Annotated in this window: 18 protein-coding genes; 12 read left to right on the top strand and 6 right to left on the bottom strand. The window is 60.2% G+C overall.

The features are described 5' to 3' along the window. Positions 1-202: 202 nt before the first annotated feature. Positions 203-2,875, bottom strand: coding sequence for a PIG-L family deacetylase (locus HER32_RS16075; RefSeq protein ID WP_168682591.1), 2,673 nt, complete (start codon positions 2,873-2,875; stop codon positions 203-205). A 311-nt stretch (positions 2,876-3,186) separates the two neighbouring features. Between HER32_RS16075 and HER32_RS16070 the strand changes: the two genes are divergently transcribed. After that, the gene (locus HER32_RS16070; protein WP_168682590.1) at positions 3,187-4,824 is read left to right on the top strand and encodes a S8 family peptidase; all 1,638 of its coding nucleotides are present in this window, start codon (positions 3,187-3,189) and stop codon (positions 4,822-4,824) included. 84 nt (positions 4,825-4,908) lie between these two features. Here HER32_RS16070 and HER32_RS16065 read toward each other — a convergent pair whose 3' ends face one another. Then, complete coding sequence (locus tag HER32_RS16065; RefSeq protein ID WP_168682589.1) at positions 4,909-5,676, bottom strand: DUF3667 domain-containing protein; 768 nt, start codon at positions 5,674-5,676, stop codon at positions 4,909-4,911. Positions 5,677-5,770: 94 nt separating this feature from the next. Between HER32_RS16065 and HER32_RS16060 the strand changes: the two genes are divergently transcribed. The 3 genes from HER32_RS16060 (at position 5,771) to HER32_RS16050 (ending at position 8,307) form a co-directional block, all read left to right on the top strand. After that, the gene (locus HER32_RS16060) at positions 5,771-6,589 is read left to right on the top strand and encodes an MOSC domain-containing protein (protein ID WP_168682588.1); all 819 of its coding nucleotides are present in this window, start codon (positions 5,771-5,773) and stop codon (positions 6,587-6,589) included. 186 nt (positions 6,590-6,775) lie between these two features. Then, positions 6,776-7,579 (top strand): DUF547 domain-containing protein, encoded by an 804-nt coding sequence (locus HER32_RS16055; RefSeq protein ID WP_168682587.1) that lies wholly within the window; start codon positions 6,776-6,778, stop codon positions 7,577-7,579. A 56-nt stretch (positions 7,580-7,635) separates the two neighbouring features. Beyond that, the gene (locus HER32_RS16050; RefSeq protein ID WP_149070013.1) at positions 7,636-8,307 is read left to right on the top strand and encodes a DUF2461 domain-containing protein; all 672 of its coding nucleotides are present in this window, start codon (positions 7,636-7,638) and stop codon (positions 8,305-8,307) included. A gap of 215 nt (positions 8,308-8,522) precedes the next feature. Here the strand turns inward: HER32_RS16050 and HER32_RS16045 are convergent, their stop codons facing one another. Next, a complete protein-coding gene (locus HER32_RS16045; RefSeq protein ID WP_149070014.1) occupies positions 8,523-9,146 on the bottom strand; it encodes a deoxynucleoside kinase in 624 nt (207 codons plus the stop codon). Positions 9,147-9,435: 289 nt separating this feature from the next. Between HER32_RS16045 and HER32_RS16040 the strand changes: the two genes are divergently transcribed. Further along, complete coding sequence (locus HER32_RS16040; RefSeq protein ID WP_149070015.1) at positions 9,436-9,879, top strand: hypothetical protein; 444 nt, start codon at positions 9,436-9,438, stop codon at positions 9,877-9,879. Positions 9,880-9,890: 11 nt separating this feature from the next. Here HER32_RS16040 and HER32_RS16035 read toward each other — a convergent pair whose 3' ends face one another. Next, complete coding sequence (locus tag HER32_RS16035; protein ID WP_149070016.1) at positions 9,891-10,544, bottom strand: hypothetical protein; 654 nt, start codon at positions 10,542-10,544, stop codon at positions 9,891-9,893. A 138-nt stretch (positions 10,545-10,682) separates the two neighbouring features. Here HER32_RS16035 and HER32_RS16030 point away from each other — a divergent pair, with 138 nt between their 5' ends. Then, the gene (locus HER32_RS16030) at positions 10,683-11,210 is read left to right on the top strand and encodes a GNAT family N-acetyltransferase (protein ID WP_149070017.1); all 528 of its coding nucleotides are present in this window, start codon (positions 10,683-10,685) and stop codon (positions 11,208-11,210) included. Between the two features lie 66 nt (positions 11,211-11,276). Next, a complete protein-coding gene (locus HER32_RS16025; RefSeq protein WP_149070173.1) occupies positions 11,277-11,504 on the top strand; it encodes a CDGSH iron-sulfur domain-containing protein in 228 nt (75 codons plus the stop codon). Between the two features lie 91 nt (positions 11,505-11,595). Here the strand turns inward: HER32_RS16025 and HER32_RS16020 are convergent, their stop codons facing one another. Further along, positions 11,596-11,847, bottom strand: a complete 252-nt coding sequence (locus HER32_RS16020; RefSeq protein WP_149070018.1) for an acyl-CoA-binding protein — start codon at positions 11,845-11,847, stop codon at positions 11,596-11,598. Positions 11,848-12,002: 155 nt separating this feature from the next. On the opposite strand from HER32_RS16020, the gene HER32_RS16015 reads away from it, so the two are divergent. From HER32_RS16015 to HER32_RS16005, 3 genes are all read left to right on the top strand, one after another. Then, complete coding sequence (locus tag HER32_RS16015) at positions 12,003-13,301, top strand: metal-dependent hydrolase family protein (RefSeq protein ID WP_168682586.1); 1,299 nt, start codon at positions 12,003-12,005, stop codon at positions 13,299-13,301. Positions 13,302-13,413: 112 nt separating this feature from the next. Then, complete coding sequence (locus HER32_RS16010; RefSeq protein WP_149070020.1) at positions 13,414-13,932, top strand: CinA family protein; 519 nt, start codon at positions 13,414-13,416, stop codon at positions 13,930-13,932. A gap of 116 nt (positions 13,933-14,048) precedes the next feature. Further along, entirely contained in the window at positions 14,049-14,696 is a 648-nt protein-coding gene (locus HER32_RS16005; protein WP_149070021.1) for a hypothetical protein, read from the top strand. Here HER32_RS16005 and HER32_RS16000 read toward each other — a convergent pair. Next, a complete protein-coding gene (locus HER32_RS16000) occupies positions 14,677-15,747 on the bottom strand; it encodes a hypothetical protein (RefSeq protein WP_149070022.1) in 1,071 nt (356 codons plus the stop codon). The two genes, HER32_RS16005 and HER32_RS16000, sit on opposite strands and share 20 nt — an antisense overlap. A gap of 126 nt (positions 15,748-15,873) precedes the next feature. Between HER32_RS16000 and HER32_RS15995 the strand changes: the two genes are divergently transcribed. Both HER32_RS15995 and HER32_RS15990 read left to right on the top strand, forming a co-directional pair. Beyond that, positions 15,874-17,094, top strand: coding sequence for a zinc dependent phospholipase C family protein (locus tag HER32_RS15995; protein ID WP_168682585.1), 1,221 nt, complete (start codon positions 15,874-15,876; stop codon positions 17,092-17,094). A gap of 79 nt (positions 17,095-17,173) precedes the next feature. After that, the gene (locus HER32_RS15990) at positions 17,174-17,914 is read left to right on the top strand and encodes a peptidylprolyl isomerase (protein ID WP_168682584.1); all 741 of its coding nucleotides are present in this window, start codon (positions 17,174-17,176) and stop codon (positions 17,912-17,914) included. The last annotated feature ends 120 nt before the right edge of the window (positions 17,915-18,034 follow it).

Here is an 18,034-nt window from a genome sequence, read left to right as displayed (position 1 = left end):
GGTGGTTTATGCGTTGTTTAGGTATTAATCAGGAGCTTCATTACTAAAGCACGTCATGCTGAGCTTGTCGAAGCATCTCTACCGCTTCGTTGTAATAGTAACCTAACAAAGCGGTAGAGATGCTTCGACAAGCTCAGCATGACAGTTACTTTGGCAACGTCAGCACGCGAGATGCCTCGCTTCACTCGGCATGACGCACGCCCTACTTCTTCCCCAACGACACCATATTCGTAAGCAAGCGGTAGGCACCGGGCACACCGGCGGGCAGCTCCCGGAAAAAGCTCAGGCCGGTGTAGATATAGTGGCCCTTGCCGTAGTCGGCGACGAGGATGGCGCTTTCCTTGGCCGGCTCGCCGGGGTCGTGGCTGCTGATGACGGTCTGGTACTTGGGGTCCCACTTGCTGGGGTAGTAGAGGCCCTGCTCCTGCACCCAGCCCTCAAAATCCTGGGCGGTAATCTTGTTGGGCGTGTTCAGCAACGGCTGCTTGGGGTTCAGCAGCGTGACGGGCGCGTTTTCCACCGTCACCCGGTCGTTGGAGAGCGTGAGCGGGTACGGGCCGATTTCGGGGAGCACGGTGCCGCGGTTCACCACGTACTGCACTACCAGGTTGCCGCCCTGCTCCACGTAACGCAGCAGCGTGGGCTGCAAAGAGCGGAGGCGGTCCACGGTATTGTAGGCGCGCACGCCCAGCACCACGGCATCGAAGCGGCGCAGGCGCTCCTCCGTGATGTCCTCGGGCTTGAGCAGGGTGACAGTGTAGCCCACCTGGCGCAGGGCGTCGGGCACCTCGTCGCCGGCGCCCATGAGGTAGCCGATTTCCTGGCCCTTGCGCTTGAGATTGAGCTTCACGAGCGGGGCCACGGCCTCGGGAAACAGCGTTTGGGTAGGAATGTGGTTGTACTGAATGGTCTGGATACCGCGCGTGTATTGCTGGCCGTCCACGGTAGCTACGGCCCGCAGCTCGGCTTTGCCCTCGGCCGCACCCGCGCCGGGCTGCACCTGGAAATACACCGTCTGGTCGGCGTCTTTGGCAGCCAGTTCGAAGGAGATGCTGGCAGGCTCGGCCTTCCAGCCCGCGGGCAGGGTAAGGGCCACGCTGCCCTTCACGCCCGCTTTGCCGGCGCGCAAGGTTACCGGCACCGTTTTGGGCTGGTTATCGGCAAACACGTAGGCCCGCCCACCGATGTTCACGGCCACTGGCGGCACCACCGTCAGCGGGCGGTACTTCTCCCCTTCTACTGGGTCGGTGCTTTTGTATTGGACGGGGACTTTAAACGAAATTGGTGAGCCAGCAACATTAAGTTCAAATGTCACACTCAGGTGGGCTGGGTTTTCTGGGAGCCCTATTAAGTCCTCTTGACGTACCACTGCCATTGCAGGATCAACTCCTTTGATTTTATTGCTTGGACTACTTGCTAACCTAAGCGCCCCGGGTAACATATACATTCCTGTTGTGCCTGGAAATTGCAGCCAATAAGGTTGGGACAAAGCCATATCTCCACTAACAACAGTTTGACGAAGCTGCACAACTACTCCTTGAGCTAAAGAACGGTTAATTGTTGTATCGCTAACATTATACCCTCGCACATTGCTCCTTCTCCAAACCACGGGTATTGACGAACGATTAGCCGCCTCAACAACAAGATTGATAGCACTACCTGTAGTTGTGGTGGCTTCAGATGCTATTGCATCAAGGTGTAAACCTAAGTCTCCCTTAATTAGCGTTTCTACTGCTTCAAGCTTATTTAAAATCCAAAAAGTATCGAATGGCTTTGGTAGGTTGTCAATAGCCTTTTGCTGCTTGCTAGCTCCATCATTATCCCATTCAACATTTGCTATTGAATTACCTTTTTGATCTTCGGTGTTTTTTATTTTTTTCAAAGCCTCCCGCACTTTCAGCAGCCCCGCCACACTCGCACTCGGGTTGCTAGGGTCGTACTTGCGAATCACCTCATCAATCAGCTTGCCCACGGCCGCGCCGCCGGGCACCCGGTTCCAGGTCATGTCCACGCCCTCGAACAGGTCGGTTTTGGCGGGCTCCCCTTTCAGCAGCTGGAAATACTCCAGCGCCTCGCCGCGGGTAGCGGCCGAGCCAAAGCCTTGGCTTTTATGCTGGGAGCGGCTGCGGGCCGCAATTTCTCCGTAGCTCTGGCCCAGCAGCGGGTTGTAGCTGCCGGCATCGAGCTTGAGGTAGCCGTCCATGTTCTCCCCGGGCTTCACGAAAAAGGAGCCGGTGTTCCAGACCAGGCGCTTGGCCTGCCAGGGCTGCACAAACTTCAGCTGCTCGGGGAAGCGCTTGGGGTCGGCCGCGGCCGAAAACGCCTCAATGGCTAGCAGGGCCGAGGCCGTGTGGTGGCCGTGTCCTGCCCGGGCATCGGGCGGAAAGCGGGTAATGAGCACGTCGGGGCGGCGCTGCCGGATAACCCACACCATATCGGCCAGCACCTGTTCCTTGTCCCAGATGGTGAAGGTTTCCTCCGGGGTTTTGGAGAAGCCGAAGTCGTTGGCGCGGGTGAAAAACTGCCGGCCACCATCAATGCGGCGGGCGGCCAGCAGCTCCTGGGTGCGGATGACGCCCAGCTGCTCGCGCAGCTCCGGGCCGATGAGGTTCTGGCCCCCGTCGCCACGGGTGCAGCTCAGGTAGCCGGTTTCCACCAGGCGGCCGTTGGCGAGGTAGGCAATCAGGCGGGTGTTTTCGTCGTCGGGGTGGGCGGCCAGGTACAGAGCCGAGCCCAGCACGTTCAGCTTCTTCAGCCCCAGCAGTATCTCCGACGACGTCCAGGTTTTGGGCGCCTGGGCCGCGGCGGAGAATGAGTTAGTAATGAAAACCGCCAGCAGGGCGGCATGAAGGAAGCAAGTAAAGCGGATGCGCATACGAAAGCTAAGAGGAACGCGGGGGCGTAAAGGTATTGGGTTTCCCCTTCGGCCGTATAGAACCCGCCAAGCCCGCCGAGGTTGCGCGGGCGAAGAACGCAGCACGCCACTTTGCAGCTTAATGCGCGACATGCTCAGGCTGACACTTCCTAAACAGCTGCTGTGAGGGGTAAGGCCCGGAACCACTTAGCCGCCGGCTGCGGTTTCTACCCGAAGCTGGCAACCCTGCCCGGCATGGCCGCGTCGGTAGTGTCCCGTATCTTCCCGGCCCCGAATTTGCCAGGGGCTGTTTGCCTTATTGATTTCTTCGCATGCGTATTCCCTTTTTCGTTGGCTTACTGGGCCTTTCTTCCCTGCCCTTTCTTTCCCAGGCCCAATCATCAGCGCCAGTAGCCCCGGCGCCTGCCGCCGTGCAATGGCACCTGCTCGACCCCAAAGCCGATGGCGTGCAGGGCATCAGCGCCCAGCGGGCCTACCGCGAGCTGTTGACCACTCGGGTGGCTAACCCGGTGCTGGTGGCCGTTATTGACGGGGGCATCGACACCACCCACGCCGACCTGAAGCGGGTGCTCTGGCGCAACGCCAAGGAAATTGCTGGCAATGGCAAAGACGATGACCGCAACGGCTACGTGGACGACGTGTACGGCTGGAACTTCCTGGGTGGCAAAGATGGCCGCAACGTGAACGTAGAATCCTACGAGGATACCCGCCTTTACGCCAAGCTCAAGCCTCTGTATGACGGCAAAGCCCGCGCGGCCGTGCCCGAGGCCAAACGCGCGGAGTACGACCTGTACCAGCAGGTGAAAAAGTCCTACAAGGAGCACTACGAGCAGGACCACGCCCAGTACGCGCAAATCAAGCCGATTTACGAGCAGACCCAGCAGCTGGCCGAAAAGCTGCGCCAGGAGCTGGGCGTCACCCACCTCGATACGGCCACCCTGCGCAACCCCGTGACCCAGGATGAGCAGCTGCGCGAAGTAGCCCTGATGTACTACCTCAACCTGCGCCAGTACGACCAGCCCGACCTGGAATCGGTGCTGGCGGAAATGAAGGATGCCTACGAGCAAAACAAAAACCTGGTAGAGTTTTCCCTCGACCCGGCCTTCAACCCGCGCACCATCGTGGGCGACAACCCCGAAGACACGAAGGACCGCAGCTACGGCAACCGCGACGTGATGGGCCCCGACCCCATGCACGGCACCCACGTGGCTGGCATCATTGCCGCCGACCGCCAGAATAATCTGGGGGTGCTGGGCGTGGCCGGTGGGCCCGTGCGCATCATGGCCGTGCGGGCTGTACCCAACGGGGACGAGCGTGACAAGGACGTTGCCAACGCCATCCGCTACGCCGTGGACAACGGGGCGCAGATCATCAACATGAGCTTTGGCAAGTATTTCTCACCCCAGCGCCAGGCCGTAGAAGACGCCATCAAGTATGCCGAAAGCAAGGGCGTGCTGCTGGTACACTCCGCCGGCAACGAAGCCAACAACCTCGACCAGGTGGCGCAGTTCCCGGCCGCCCGCACCATTGCCGGTCAGCCTTTTGCCAATCTGCTCACGGTAGGCGCGGCGGCCCGCACCGCCGACGAGCACCTGGTAGCCGACTTCTCCAACTATAGCCCCCAGCAGGTAGACGTGTTTGCCCCGGGCGTACAGATCTACTCCACCCTGCCGGGCAGCCAGTACGGCAACCTGAGTGGCACCAGCATGGCCGCCCCCGTAGTGGCGGGCATAGCGGCCGTACTCAAGTCGTATTTTCCCCGCCTCTCGGCCCAGGACCTCAAGCGCATCATCATGCAGTCGGCGGTGCCCACCAAGCTGCAGGTACGCCAGCCTGGCACCGATAAGCTGGTGGACTTCAGCACGCTTTCCAGCACCGGTGCCCTGGTAAACCTGTACCAGGCTGTGCTCCTGGCCCAGCAGCAAGACGCTGCCACCCCGAAGAAATAGGCTAAGCCAGTCTGGGCCGGCTATTCCTGCGAAAGCAAAACGTCATGCCCGGGCATGACGTTTTGCTTTTTTGCCAGGGGCACGTTACCGGAACACGTACCAATTGAAAACAAAGTAATTAAGCAGGATGTCGATGACAGCATAGAGGATACCCGTCACCAACGCGCGCCAGAATGCCCCGGCCCAGCCGAGCCCAAAGCCCTGCCGGCCTACCAGCGTGAGGTACAGCACGGTGATGATGCCACCCAACATAGCCGTGCTGCTGCCCGGCACCCGCCAGGGCAGGTACGTGAGTACTGGCAAGAGTACTAACAGCAGCACCTGATACGCGCTGCTAACCACCACCTGCACCAGAAAGGCCTCGGCGTAGTTGAGGCCCCGCCGTCGGTAGACCAGCCACGTCAGCAGGGCGTGCGGGGGCAGCAGGGCCAGCCACCACACGTTAAAGTACTTCCCCAAAGCGTGAAAATATGTCTGCACGTGGTGAAGCTGCACGGCCGATACCCGGCGACTCATCTGCTGCTGCACGGCGTCGCCCACGGAATCATAGTAGTGCAGCCCATTGGCCAGCAGCGTTACGATACCAACCGTAATCAGCAGGAACTGAAACGGGTTGAAGTACCGCTTGCGCCGGCCCCGCAGGTAGTCGTGCACCAGCTGGCCGGGACGAGTCAGCACCATTCCCGCATAGCCAAAGATGCTTTTGTCGGCGTGGGTGAATACGTGCAGGAGTTCGTGCAGCACATGCCCCACGGAGAGGCGGTGCGGCCGCTGCTGCCCGCAGTGGGCGCAGTAGGGGCCCACTTCCAGGGGCTGGTCGCAGTTCAGGCAGAGTAATTCAGGAGCAGCCATATAGCATGGATAAGCGGCGCAAGTACGCCACTTTTTTCGCGCCCACAACCTGCCCCGGGTGCGGCCACAAGCGCGGGTCTGCTACCTTTACCTTATGGCCGCTCCCCTCCTGCTCTCCGACCTGTACATCTACCCCGTAAAATCCCTGGGCGGCATCCGCGTGGCGGAAGCGGAGATAGAGCCCCGTGGCTTGCGCCACGACCGGCGCTGGCTGATCGTAGACCACCGCAACCAGTTCATGACCCAGCGCCAGCACGCCGACATGGCGTTGCTGCACGTTTCGCCGGCGTACAACGGCTTCCTGCTTACCCACCAGCAGCGGCCGGAGCTGCTGCCCCTCTACGTGCCCTTCGAGGCCACGCCCGAGCGCACCTTGTTCGTGACCATCTGGGACGACATGGTGTTTGCCTGGCGCGGTACCCCTGAGGCCGACGCTTGGCTGAGCGAAGCCCTGGGCCGGGAATGCCGCCTGGTATATATGTCGGATATGGTCGTGCGCAACGTAGAGCCCGAGCTCAACCCCGCCGACGCCGTAGTAAGCTTCGCCGATGGCTATCCTTTCCTGCTGGCCGGCACCGAAGCCCTGGCGGAGCTGAACACCCGCCTGGCCGAGCCCGTGCCTATGAACCGCTTCCGGCCGAACCTGGTGTTCAGCGGCGGCGCAGCCTGGGAAGAAGATGCCTGGCATGAGTTTCAGGTGGGCGGCCTGCCCTTCCGGGCAGTGCGGCCTTGCGGCCGCTGCGTCATGACGACTATCGACCAGCAGACCGCCCAGAAAAGCGCCGAACCTCTGCGCACGCTAGCCACTTACCGCACCCAGGGCAACAAGGTCATGTTTGGGCAGAATGTAACGGGACCCGGCCGCGGCACCCTGCGCGTGGGCGACCCCATAGCCGTAGTGAGCCGCCGCTAGCCTGGCATCCCGGCGGCCGGGCTAGCGGCGGCACTGAATCGGCCAAATGCTTGTGTAGCAAGTGCTGAAGTGTTACTTTTGAAATGCTATTTCTACGTGCTGGCCCACCAGATTCCCGAGCAGTCGGGACGGTGGGCTGCGCTGCCGGTAGCATCTGCCCTTCCACACCTGTTGCCTCCTTTTCCTGTGTTTTCACTCCCCCCGGGTTTCCGCGCTATGGGTGGCCTTTTCGGCTTTATCCTGCTGCTTTGGTTGCCACTGGCTGCCCTTGCCGGTGCCCCGCCCTCCCATGCGCAATGGAACTCGCTGCTGGCCCGCCATGTGCTGGCCGACGGGCGCGTAGACTACCGCGGCTTCCGGGCCGATGAAGACGAACTGGCCGAATACTTGGAGCTACTGGACGCTACGGCCCCCGATGCTTCCTGGCAGCCCAATGACGTGAAGGCTTACTGGATCAATGCCTACAACGCCAGCGTAGTGGACCTGGTCCTACAGCACTACCCGCTCAACAGCCTGACCGATACGCGTATCAAATCCAAGTCTACCGGCAGCTTTTCGCCCTGGGAGGCGCCCGTGGTTTTCGTAGGGGGTAATACCTACTCGCTCAACCAGATAGAAAAGCAGTTTCTGCGCGGTTCTACCCCGGATGCGCGCATTCACTTTGCCCTGGTACAGGCCGCCGTATCCTCTCCCTCCCTGCTCAACGAGGCCTACGAAGGCAGCCGCCTGGAGCAGCAGCTGGAGGCGCAGACGCGCCGGTTCCTCAACGACCCGGTGGCCAACCAGCTAATGGGCCCCACCCCGCAGCTGTCGAGCTTGTTTGACTGGTATGCGGCAGATTTTGGCTCTACTCCGGAAGCGCTGCTGGCTTTCGTCAACCGCTATGCCCACGTGCCCCTGCCGGCCGGTACTACGTTCGGTTTCCTGCCGTTCAACTGGCAGCTCAACGACCGGCTGGCCCTGAGCGACTCGCAGGCCCTGACGCGCTAGGCACTTTTTTTGGCGGGCAGCCCAACCCGCCGCCCGCTTCCACAGTTGAAGCAGGCATGAACAATGCCCTTGTCTTGGATTTTCTCGGTCAGCTGCGCGACAACAACCACAAAGCGTGGATGGACGAGCATCGTGCCGATTACCAGCGTGCCCGCGCGGCCTACACCCAACTGGTGGCGGAGCTACTGCGCGGCGCCGCCCGCTTCGAACCCGACCTGAGTACCCTCACGCCCTCGGACGTGATGTTCCGCATCAACAAAAACGACCGTTTCCACCAAAGCGACGAGCCGTACAAGCGGCACATGGGCGCGGGCATCAAGCGGGGAGGCCGGCACAGTGCCTGGGCGGGTTACTTTATTGCCCTGGAGCCCGGCGGCGAAACTTACGTGGGTGCGGGCCGCTGGATGCCGGAACCGGCCCAGCTCGCCCGCATCCGCCAGGAAATTCACTACAACCCCACCGAGTTTCACGCCCTGCGCCAGAGTCCGGAGCTGCTGCGCTTTTTCCCCCAGGGCCTCGATACCTCTCAAACGCTGAAAACGGCCCCCAAAGGCTACGATCGGGAAGACCCCGATATTGAATGGCTGCGGCTGAAAAGCTACTTCGTGTGGCAGGCAATTCCGGATGCCCAGGTGCTTAGCCCCGACTTTCCGCAGCAGGTACTCGGCGCTTGGCAGGCAGCCCAGCCCTTCGTCCGCTTCCTCAACGAGGCTATGCGGGAGGAGTAGACTGTGCTAGGGTAAATGGCTGAATGGGTTTGCTGGTTGACTGGCTTTAAAGTGCACTACTGGCAGCTGTATGACTTGGAAACCAACCAAAGTTTTACAAATAAGAAGGCCCGGCCGTCTGTAGACGGCCGGGCCTTTTTGGCTGAATGAGAGCTTCGGGTTATTCAGGAATACAGCAGCCATTAAACCCCAGAGCCATTCATCCATAAAGTCCTTCAAAACAGCCCAAAGAGGGTGCTGTTGATTTTATCGACGATGACGCCCAAATCCTCGGGGTTGTTCACGTAGTCGAGTTGGTTGACGTCGACGATGAGCAGCTTGCCGTAGCTGTAGCTGCTGATCCACCGCTCGTAGTGCTCGTTCAGGTTCTTGAGGTACTCGATTTTGATGTTGTTCTCGTAGTCGCGGTTGCGCTTCTCGATCTGCGAAATCAGCTTCGGCAAGTCGGCTTTCAGGTAAAGCAGCAAATCCGGCGGATTCACCATGCTGATCATGGACTGAAACAAATTCAGGTAGTTCTGGTGGTCGCGCTCCGTCATCAGGCCCGACTCGTGCAGGTTGGCCGCGAAGATGTGGGCATCTTCGTAAATGGTGCGGTCCTGAATCACGCCCTTGCTGGCTTGCTGCAGCTCTTTAATGCGCTGGGTTTGCCGGAAGCGGCTGTTCAGGAAGTACACCTGCAGATGGAATGCCCACCGGGGCATATCGTCGTAAAAGTCCTTGAGGTACGGATTGTGGTCGACGTCTTCCAGAAACACTTCCCAGTTGAAGTGATGCGCTAACTTGTTGGCTAGGGTGGTTTTGCCGGCACCAATGTTACCGACGATGGCAATATGCATGAGAAAGGCAGGCGTGAGCGGAACGTGAACCGCAAAAGTAGCAGAAACACGGGCATCATTGGGCACGTAGCTTCGGTAGAAATGCGCCCAGTCTGCATCCAGCGCGTTTATTCTCTGCTACTTCCTACTCCTGCTTTCCATCATCCTACTCCCGGCCCTGCTGCTGCCTTTGGCCCCAGGCAGCAGCACGTATTCTTATCTACTTCAATTGGAATCAAAACCAGAATAAATAGAATCCTACCGCATAAACCACTATGTTTAATATCACTTGCTCCTAGCTCTCTGCTTTATGCTCCCACACGCTGTGCCCTTCGACGACCTGGGTATTGTGCCCGACCAGTACGGTAGCCCGGTAGCCTCCCTGCGATACTACCCAGACGAACAACTGCTGTATATTCAGTGGCAGGGCAACATCACAGCTGATGCCGTGCTGCGGGTGGCTACGCAGGAGCTGCGCATCCAGGAACAGCTGCAGATTCCCCTGATCCTGAACGACAAAACCGAATCGACGGGTGACTGGTCGGATGCCTTGTCGTGGCTGGAGTTTGAGTGGCTGCCGCAGGCCATGGAAAATGGCCTGCGGGCCTTTGCCTACGTGTTTCTGCCCGATTTACAGAATCAGTACATCAGCGCCGGGTTTATCGAGAAAATTGGGCACCAGCTGCCCGCCCGGCTTTTCTACGACGTAGCTGCGGCCCGGCACTGGCTCCATCAACAGCAGCAAACGGCCTGAAGCAACCGCTATTACTCCTTCTCGCTCAGATATTCTTTGGTAGCGCGGGCGCCTTCCAGCGTGCGAAACTCCCCCTGCAGCGTGCGGATGCGGAGCCGCTCCTCCAGCCCCAGCTGCTGACGCACCTGCTCGTACCGCCCATTGAGGCGTGAGAGGACCTCGCTGGCGGCGGCCCAGTCGCGCTGGGTCCACTGTCGGCGCTGCTCGCGCGTGGTAGCCAGCAGGCGCTCATACAGGTCGGGTAGCTCCGTGGCCCGGGCGCGGTTTATTACCACGTTTTCGTTGAGCAGCCGGTCTTGGGCCTGCTGCGCCGTTTCGGGCTCCCGGGCCTGGGCTTCGAGGCGGCGCTGTTCGGCGGCCCAGGCCTTGTAGCGGGCCTTCTCGGCCGCATACTCCCGCTTCGACTGAACCGATAAACTGTCGGTAGCGCGGTCGAGGCGCTGGCTTTGACGGTCGAAGTCGGCCATCATCTTAGGCCATTCCCGGCGGGCCCCGGCCTCAGCTTTATCCATTTTCTCACTTACCCAGTCGACAAACGTGCGCAAATCGCGCTCTACGGCCGAGGAGGTGGGCGTAGTACTGGAGGTGGACTGCTGCGCAGCAGCAGCTAATGGCGTAAGGCCAAGGGCGGCCAGTACAGCCAAGGAAAGCAGGCAACGTTTCATAGGCAGAAAATCGTGAAGATGAAGTAACGCGCCGGGCGCGGGCTACCGTATGGCAGAGCCCGGCAATTTCCGGCCCAAAACGTGGAATTAGCCTACCAAGGTTCGGTTTTAGCGGAAATAATGCCGTTTTTGCAGCGTATGACGACTTCCGCCGCCGCTGCCATTACCATTCAGCCCGCCACCCTGGCCGATATTCCCACCATCATCAGCCTGGCCGAAGCGACCTGGGAGCCTACCTACCGCTTCATTATTTCGCGGGAGCAGATTGAGTACATGTACCGCGTGATTTATACGCCGGCTTCGCTGCAGCGGCAGATGGCCGACGAAGGGCACACGTTTCTGCTGCTACTGGCCGACGGACACCCGGCCGGTTATGCCTCCTTTTCCCGGCTGCCTATTGCCAATGATGCTATCTTTAAGCTGCACAAGCTTTATCTGCTGCCTTCTCACCAGGGGCAAGGCCTCGGCCAGCAGCTGATTGGGGCCGTGGAACAGGCGGCCCGTCAGGCCGGTGGCCGCGCCCTGGAGCTGAACGTAAACCGGCACAACCCGGCCCTGGCCTTCTATGAAAACCGTGGCTTTCAGCGGCACCGTGAGGAAGACATTCCCATCGGACCGTACTGGATGAACGACTACGTGATGCGCAAGGAGCTGCTGGCGCAGTAGCCAAAAACCGGTCGTTACGGGCACCAAGGTGCTATTTTCCTGAATCACTCACTCTTTTTTCTTTTTCTGATGGCCACCAAAATCACCGTACTAAGCAATGGCTCCCTCCGGGTAGAGGGCACCGATTTCGAACTGGTCGATGCCCAGGGCACGCCCTACGGCCTGGGCGGCCGGGAGCGGATCAGCATTTGCCGCTGTGGCCTTTCCAAGAACAAGCCTTTCTGTGACGGGTCGCACAAGGGCCATTTCGAGCACAATGCCGAGGCCTTCGACCTGCCAGCTCCGAAAGTATAGCCGGCCTTTCTGTTCTTGCCCCACGCAAAGCCCCCACCTTCCGCCTGGAAAGTGGGGGCTTTACGTTGATGGGCTGCGGTGTGAGCAGCCGCTAAAACAAAGAGGCCACGAAGTCGACGTACTCCTGGCGAGCTTCCTCCTGGGATTTGCCCCGCAGGCCGGCCCAGGCATCGTACTTGGCAATGGCCTTGAAGTCGAAGCCCCCGGGCCGGTCGCCGGAAATATCCCCTTCGCTTCCCTGTTTGTAGAGGGCGTAGAGCTTAAGTAAAGTCATATTGTCGGGCTTGGCGGGCAGCTCTTTGCTGCGCGCCGCAGCGGCTTCAAATTCTTCGATGGTAGCCATGAAAAAGGTGGTTGAGGGTGATGAGAACAGGTAGGCCCTTGCTCCGCAGAGTAAGGGTGGCAAAAGATACGGATTGCCGCCAAAATAGGCGGCATGCAGCATTTTAATCCGCTGTATATTGGCCGGGTATCCTTTCCCGTCCAATTACTTTCCCGATGAAACTTGCACGCGTACTAAGCGGCCTCCTGGTGGGCTATTCCCTGGTGCTGGCCTCGGCCGCCCAGGCTCAGAAAACCTATCTGCACTGCGGGCGGCTGCTGGATATGCGCACCGAGCAGGCTCAGACGGAAATGACGGTGGTAACGGAAAACGGGCGGATTGTGGCCGTGGAGCGGGGCTACCGCGCCCCCACCAATGCCGACGACAAAGTCATTGACCTGAAAAACCGCACCGTGCTGCCCGGGCTCATCGACTGCCACGTGCACCTGGAAGGGGAAACCAGCAAAGACAACTTCCTGCAGGAATTCACCCAGAACCCGGCCGACATTGCCTTCAACTCCCTGGAACACGCCCGCAAAACACTGCTTGCGGGCTTTACTACGGTGCGCGACCTGGGCGGCTCCGGCGTGAACGTGGCCCTGCGCAACGCGGCGGCTCGCGGCCTGGTGGTAGCCCCGCGCATCTTCACGGCGGGCAAAGCCATATCCGGCACCGGCGGCCACATGGACCCTACCAACGGCTACCGCCAAAGCCTGATGGGCGTACCCGGGCCAGCCGATGGCGTAGCTAACGGCCCCGACCAATGCCGGCAGGCGGTGCGGGAGCAGTACAAGCGCGGGGCCGACGTTATCAAAATAGCGTCTACCGGTGGGGTGCTCAGCGTGGCCAAAGACGGTAGCGGGGCCCAGATGACGGAGGAAGAAATAAAGGCGGTGGTGGAAACGGCCCGGGACCTGGGGCTGCGCGTAGCCTGCCACGCCCACGGGCCCGAGGGCATCAAGCGGGCCATTCGGGCGGGCGTAACGAGTATTGAGCACGGCTCCTTGCTCGACGACGAAGGCATCAAGCTCATGAAAAAGTACGGCACCTGGTACGTGCCCACCATCACGGCCGGCAAATCCGTGGCCGACTCGGCCAAGATTCCCAACTACTATCCGGCCCTGGTGACGCCCAAAGCTCTGGCCATAGGCCCCAAGCTGCAGGACACGTTTGGGCGCGCCTACAAGGCCGGCGTCAAAATTGCCTTTGGCACCGACGCTTCCGTGTTCCGGCACGGAGTAAACGCCCTGGAGTTTCAGTACATGGTGGAAGCCGGCATGCCCCCACTGGTGGCCCTGCGCAGCGCCACGGTAAGTGCCGCCGAGTTGCTCAACCAAACCAGCAACCTGGGCACACTGGAAGCCGGTAAGCTCGCCGACGTGGTAGCCGTAGAGGGCGACCCACTAACCGATATCAAGGTGATGCAGCGCGTGCGGTTCGTGATGAAGCAGGGCGTGGTATACCGGCAGGAGTAGCCGCTGAGCGCTGGCTGAAGCTACCCGGACCAATAGCAAGCAACCTCCACCGTTGCAACTTTGCAGGGGCTGCCCGGCGTATGGACGGATGTTACTTCCTGCTCTGCCCTGTATGAAAGCTAGTTCTGTTGATGACCTCGTGAAGCTGTTTCTGCAGCACAAACTCACTTTGGCCCTGGCCGAAAGCTGCACCTGTGGCTGGGTGGCGGCCCAGCTGGCCCCGGCTCAGGGGGTAAGCGAGGTTCTGCTGGGCTCAGTCGTAACCTACCATGCCGAAGCCAAGCAACGGCTCCTGGGAGTTAAAAAGAAAACCCTGGACACGTACTCAGCCGAAAGCCAGCAAACTACCAATGAAATGGCCCAGGGGCTGCACCAGCACCTGCCCACGGCCGATGTGTGCGTGGCCATTACCGGACTCTTCGGCCCCGGCGCCTCCGAAACCATCGACAAACCTTCGGGCACTATTTTCGTGACCATGCTGCTGGAAAACCGAGCCTTTGAGTACCGCGAGCTGCTGAAAGGCCCCACCGAAAAGCTGCGCGACCAAGCTGCAGACTTTATTTACGGCAAGCTGGCCGAGCTACTCCAACGCCGGCAGCAGGCCCCCGCCGGCGAGCTGCACGGCAGCTAGGCTAGCCGCGGGTTCCGGCCAGAGCAGCTGGCTGCGGTTTCTTCTTTAGGCACTCCCTATTTTTTATTGCCGGAGCCACTCAGCTATTGGGCCATAATCCCATCTTTGTGGCACCTATGAAACTATCGGTTATTCTGACTGCAGCCCTGGCTCTGGCCACGCTGCCTTTCGCGCAGGCACAAACGGAGCTGCAAACGCAACCCAACGTAGCTACCCCCCTGCCCGCTTCCCCCGCCATGCCGACGCAGGCTCCCCTGCTGAGCGAACAGCCGGTCCGCTACCACGCCTCCACGCTGAGCATCGAAGCGGGCTGGGGTGCTCCTTACGGCTGGGGCCTGTCGTACGCCTACTTAGTGGCTCCCAACCTTGATCTGAATGCGGGTCTGGGCATTGGAGTGGGCGGGAAAATTGGGGTGGGGCTACGCTATTACCTGCAGCCGCAACGTGAGTTGTCTCCGTACCTGGGGCTAAACCTGGCCCGCACTGGGCGCCTCGACAACGTGGAAATAGAGCTAAACCAGGAGCGGGCCGTGTACAGCATGGCGCCCAGCGGCGTGCTGCACCTGCGCGGCGGGTTGCGTTGGCAGCCCGGCCGCCTGGGTATGCTGGCTTCTTTTGGATACGGCGTGCGGTTTACCGGCAACCCCATTTCCTACCAGCCGGGGCCTACGCCTTCTCCTGAGCTGCAAAACGTGGTGAAGGCCATCAGCCCAGGCGGCCTGGAAATTTCCCTGGGGCTGGCCATCAACCTGGGCCCGCGCTAGCACCCTTAGCTCCTCCCTCGCCCGGGCGCTGGCGCACCACCATCAGCTTGAGGTGCAGGCGCACAATGTCGCCCATGGAGTCGCACCGGTCGAACCGGGTGGTGTGGTGGTGCTGGTTGAGTTCCTGCCGGAGCAGGGCTACTTTTTCGGGTGGGGCCAGCGTTTCAGCCCGCATGCAATCCAGCAAATCCTTCAGCCGGTAGCGCTCGGCGCGGGCGCGCCGGAGCATGAGGGTGCGCTCCTCGGTTTGGTACTGGCGGATGCTTTCCGGGGCCAGCAGCCGGGCACAGAGTTGAACCAGGGAGCGGTTGTCTTTGAAAAACTGGGGCAGATACATCGTTTTTTTGCCCTCGTAGCTTTGCTGGTCGAAGTCAATGGCGCGCAGACGGTACTGCTCATCCTCGAAATCGGCCGTCACATCCACCACGTAGTTGTAGGCGCGCATGTCGCCCAGAAGGCGGGCAAAGCACCGCTCGTTGAACTTCACAAACTCCTTGGCAATGCGCACTTGGTTGAGGTGGGGCCGCTGCAGCCGGTCCCGGATAAAGTCGTCGCCCGGAATGCCGGCAATGTGCTCCTCAATCAGGGTGGCGCCGCTGACCAGGTAGTTAATAGAATTGGGCGCCAGCAGGTGCTCCAGCTCCAGCCCGTACACGCGGGAGGCATCGGCCCGCTTCACATAAAAATAATCGTAGTTATCGTTGAACTGGTTGACGATGCGCACCCGGAATGGGTTGCTGTTGCCAAAGCGGCAGTAGTCGATGCGGTCGGCCAGCAAGTGCTCGGAAAAAGAAAGGTCGCCGCCGGTTTTGAGCAGGGCGTATACTTCCGTTAGGCCCACGCTTAGCTCCTGCAGGGTTTGGGGCTCGTAGAACACCGTTTCCCAGAGTGTATCGCGCCCCTGGCGGTCCAGCAGCGGATACGCGCCCCCACTGCGCAGCAGATCGGCGTAGGTGACGGGCAGCGGGGCCTCCCGATCGTAGTGCTGCAGGTAGTGGCGCAGCCGCTCACTAATCGGGTAAGAAATTTTCTTCTTGGAGATGGTAGTCACGGCAACAGAAATCAGAAACTGACAGTAACGTTACGGAGGGCCGGGGAAAACCACCGAAGGGCGCGCTTTTTGCTCTCCCGGAAAAATACCGAACTTTGAGACTTGCCCATCCTATCTGGAGTTGCTATGAAGAAAATCTTGCTTACGTTACTGGTGGTCCTGCTTTGCCCCCTGCTCTCGCCGGGCTGGGGTGGGTTTGGGCATAAAGTAATTACGCAGCTGGCGGTATACTCGCTGCCCGGGGGCATGCAGGGGTTCTACTTTCGCAACCTGAACCAGCTGGTCCAGCTTTCCAATGCTGCCGATCAGCGCGCCGAAACTGATTCCATGGAGGCCAGCCGGCACTTCATTTACATGGACCATTACGGCGAAAACCCGTTTGGGGCGGTGCCCAAGCAGTGGGAAAAAGCCACGGCCAAGTACAAAGCCGATACTCTACGCAAGTACGGCACCCTGCCCTGGGTGATAGACGAGGTGCGCGAAAAGCTCACCCAGGCGTTCCGGGCCGGCGATACGGCCCAGATTGTGTCACTCTCGGCTGACCTGAGCCATTATGTGGCCGACGCCTACTCTCCCCTGCGCACCACGGTAAACCACAACGGGCAGCTCTCCAACCAGGAAGGCCTGCAGCCGCTGTGGGAAAACAAGCTGCCCGAGCGGCACATCGGCGACTATAAGCTCCACAATAAGCCGGCGAAATACACCAAAACTCCCCTGAACGACACTTGGCAGGCTATTCAGGACTCGTACGGCTTCCTGGGCGCTACCTTCGACCTTGAGGAGAAAGTGACCCGCGGCTTTACACCTGAGCAGAAATACATTTTTTCGCACCGCTTCGGCCAAACCCGACGGGCCTACTCCGACGCGTTTGCCGATGCTTACCACAAGGAGCAGATTGGTGGCATGGTGATGTTCCGCATGCAGCTGGCGTCCTCCTTCGTGGGGTCGATGTGGCTGACTGCCTGGAAAGATGCTGGCAGCCCTAACCTGGAAAAGCTGCTTAAAAAGCCCATTCGTAAAGAAGAATCCGAAAAGCTGGATGAGCAGCTGAGCGCCTGGAAAGACAACCAGCTGGTGCCCCAGAACATGCTACTCGCGCAGCTGAAGGAAAAAGCCGTGGAGGCCCCCGACCAGATCCGCCCGGCCGCGGATATGGCCCCTCCGCCCCCGGTTACCCCGCAGCCCGCGCCGGCCGCCGCCAGCAATGCAGGTACTACTGCCCCCGCCGCGGCGGAAACTGAAAAAGTCAAGGCCAAGGCCAAAACGGAGGACGGCACTGTGAAGCAGAAAGTCAAGGAGAAAAAGCCGGAAAAGAAGGCACCAAAGAAGGTGGATGACGGCTGGTAGGCCCGCGACTTCCGCCGAACCTGTATGTTTGTCCCCCGGAGGCATGGTTGCCTTCGGGGGACTTTTTTTTGTTATCGACATGAATCGTTTGCTTTGGATTGGCAGCCTGGTGGCCTTGAGTATGGGTAGCTGCCAGCAACAAGCGCCCGTGCAGGAGCAGCCCGCGCAGGCCCCGGCCCCACCGCCCGTACCCGGCCCCAACCTCGCTACGCTCAGCGACTCCAACGCCGTGGCCGAGCTGAAAGCCTACGGCGCGCAGTACCCGGGCTCGGAGGTGCTGCTGGAGACCCGGCTGGGCAACATCCGCCTGCGCCTGTTCGATGACACGCCGATTCATAAAGCCAACTTTCTGCTGCTGGCGCGCAAGGGCGTGTTCAACGAAACGGTATTCAACCGCGTGGTGAAGGGCTTTGCCGTGCAGGGCGGGCGCACCGAAAACCGCACCATCCGCCTGGGCCGCTACCATTTGCCGCCCGAAATAACGGGCCCCCACTTTCACAAGCGGGGTGCCCTGGGCATGGCCCGCTACGACGACGACCAAAACCCGGGCAAGCTCTCGTCCAGCATTGATTTCTACATGGTGCAGGGCGAAAAGCTCACGCCCTACCAGGCCCAGGCTATGGCGGGTCGCAAGCTCACGCCCGAGCAGCTGCGCGCCTACGAAACGATTGGCGGCGTGCCTTCCCTCGATGGAAAATACACTGTATTCGGGGAGGTAGTGGAAGGCCTGGAAGTCCTCGATAAAATTGCCGCCGAGCCCGTAGACGCCTACAAATGGCCGAAAAAGGACGTGGGTATGAAGCTAACCGTGGTGAAGTAACGAGCTGAGTGGCTATTCAGCCGACTGCTTTTAAATCAAAGCTTACAGAAAAAGGCCGGCCCCTCACGGAACCGGCCTTTTTTAATAGACAGTGGGCTACGTAGCCTCAGCTCAGTTAGC

This window comes from Hymenobacter sp. BT18 (assembly GCF_012273015.1).
GTDB lineage: Bacteria > Bacteroidota > Bacteroidia > Cytophagales > Hymenobacteraceae > Hymenobacter > Hymenobacter lutimineralis.
This window is presented reverse-complemented; position numbering and strand designations above follow the sequence as displayed.

Bases quoted from the DNA above. Each gene is read 5' to 3' on its own strand.
- HER32_RS16035 (WP_149070016.1), bottom strand. From the start codon at position 10,544: ATGAAACGTTGCCTGCTTTCCTTGGCTGTACTGGCCGCCCTTGGCCTT.
- HER32_RS16030 (WP_149070017.1), top strand. From the start codon at position 10,683: ATGACGACTTCCGCCGCCGCTGCCATTACCATTCAGCCCGCCACCCTG.
- HER32_RS16050 (WP_149070013.1), top strand. From the start codon at position 7,636: ATGAACAATGCCCTTGTCTTGGATTTTCTCGGTCAGCTGCGCGACAAC.
- HER32_RS16015 (WP_168682586.1), top strand. From the start codon at position 12,003: ATGAAACTTGCACGCGTACTAAGCGGCCTCCTGGTGGGCTATTCCCTG.
- HER32_RS16065 (WP_168682589.1), bottom strand. From the start codon at position 5,676: ATGGCTGCTCCTGAATTACTCTGCCTGAACTGCGACCAGCCCCTGGAA.
- HER32_RS16040 (WP_149070015.1), top strand. From the start codon at position 9,436: ATGCTCCCACACGCTGTGCCCTTCGACGACCTGGGTATTGTGCCCGAC.
- HER32_RS15995 (WP_168682585.1), top strand. From the start codon at position 15,874: ATGAAGAAAATCTTGCTTACGTTACTGGTGGTCCTGCTTTGCCCCCTG.
- HER32_RS16005 (WP_149070021.1), top strand. From the start codon at position 14,049: ATGAAACTATCGGTTATTCTGACTGCAGCCCTGGCTCTGGCCACGCTG.
- HER32_RS16075 (WP_168682591.1), bottom strand. From the start codon at position 2,875: ATGCGCATCCGCTTTACTTGCTTCCTTCATGCCGCCCTGCTGGCGGTT.
- HER32_RS16010 (WP_149070020.1), top strand. From the start codon at position 13,414: ATGAAAGCTAGTTCTGTTGATGACCTCGTGAAGCTGTTTCTGCAGCAC.
- HER32_RS16045 (WP_149070014.1), bottom strand. From the start codon at position 9,146: ATGCATATTGCCATCGTCGGTAACATTGGTGCCGGCAAAACCACCCTA.
- HER32_RS16070 (WP_168682590.1), top strand. From the start codon at position 3,187: ATGCGTATTCCCTTTTTCGTTGGCTTACTGGGCCTTTCTTCCCTGCCC.
- HER32_RS15990 (WP_168682584.1), top strand. From the start codon at position 17,174: ATGAATCGTTTGCTTTGGATTGGCAGCCTGGTGGCCTTGAGTATGGGT.
- HER32_RS16060 (WP_168682588.1), top strand. From the start codon at position 5,771: ATGGCCGCTCCCCTCCTGCTCTCCGACCTGTACATCTACCCCGTAAAA.
- HER32_RS16020 (WP_149070018.1), bottom strand. From the start codon at position 11,847: ATGGCTACCATCGAAGAATTTGAAGCCGCTGCGGCGCGCAGCAAAGAG.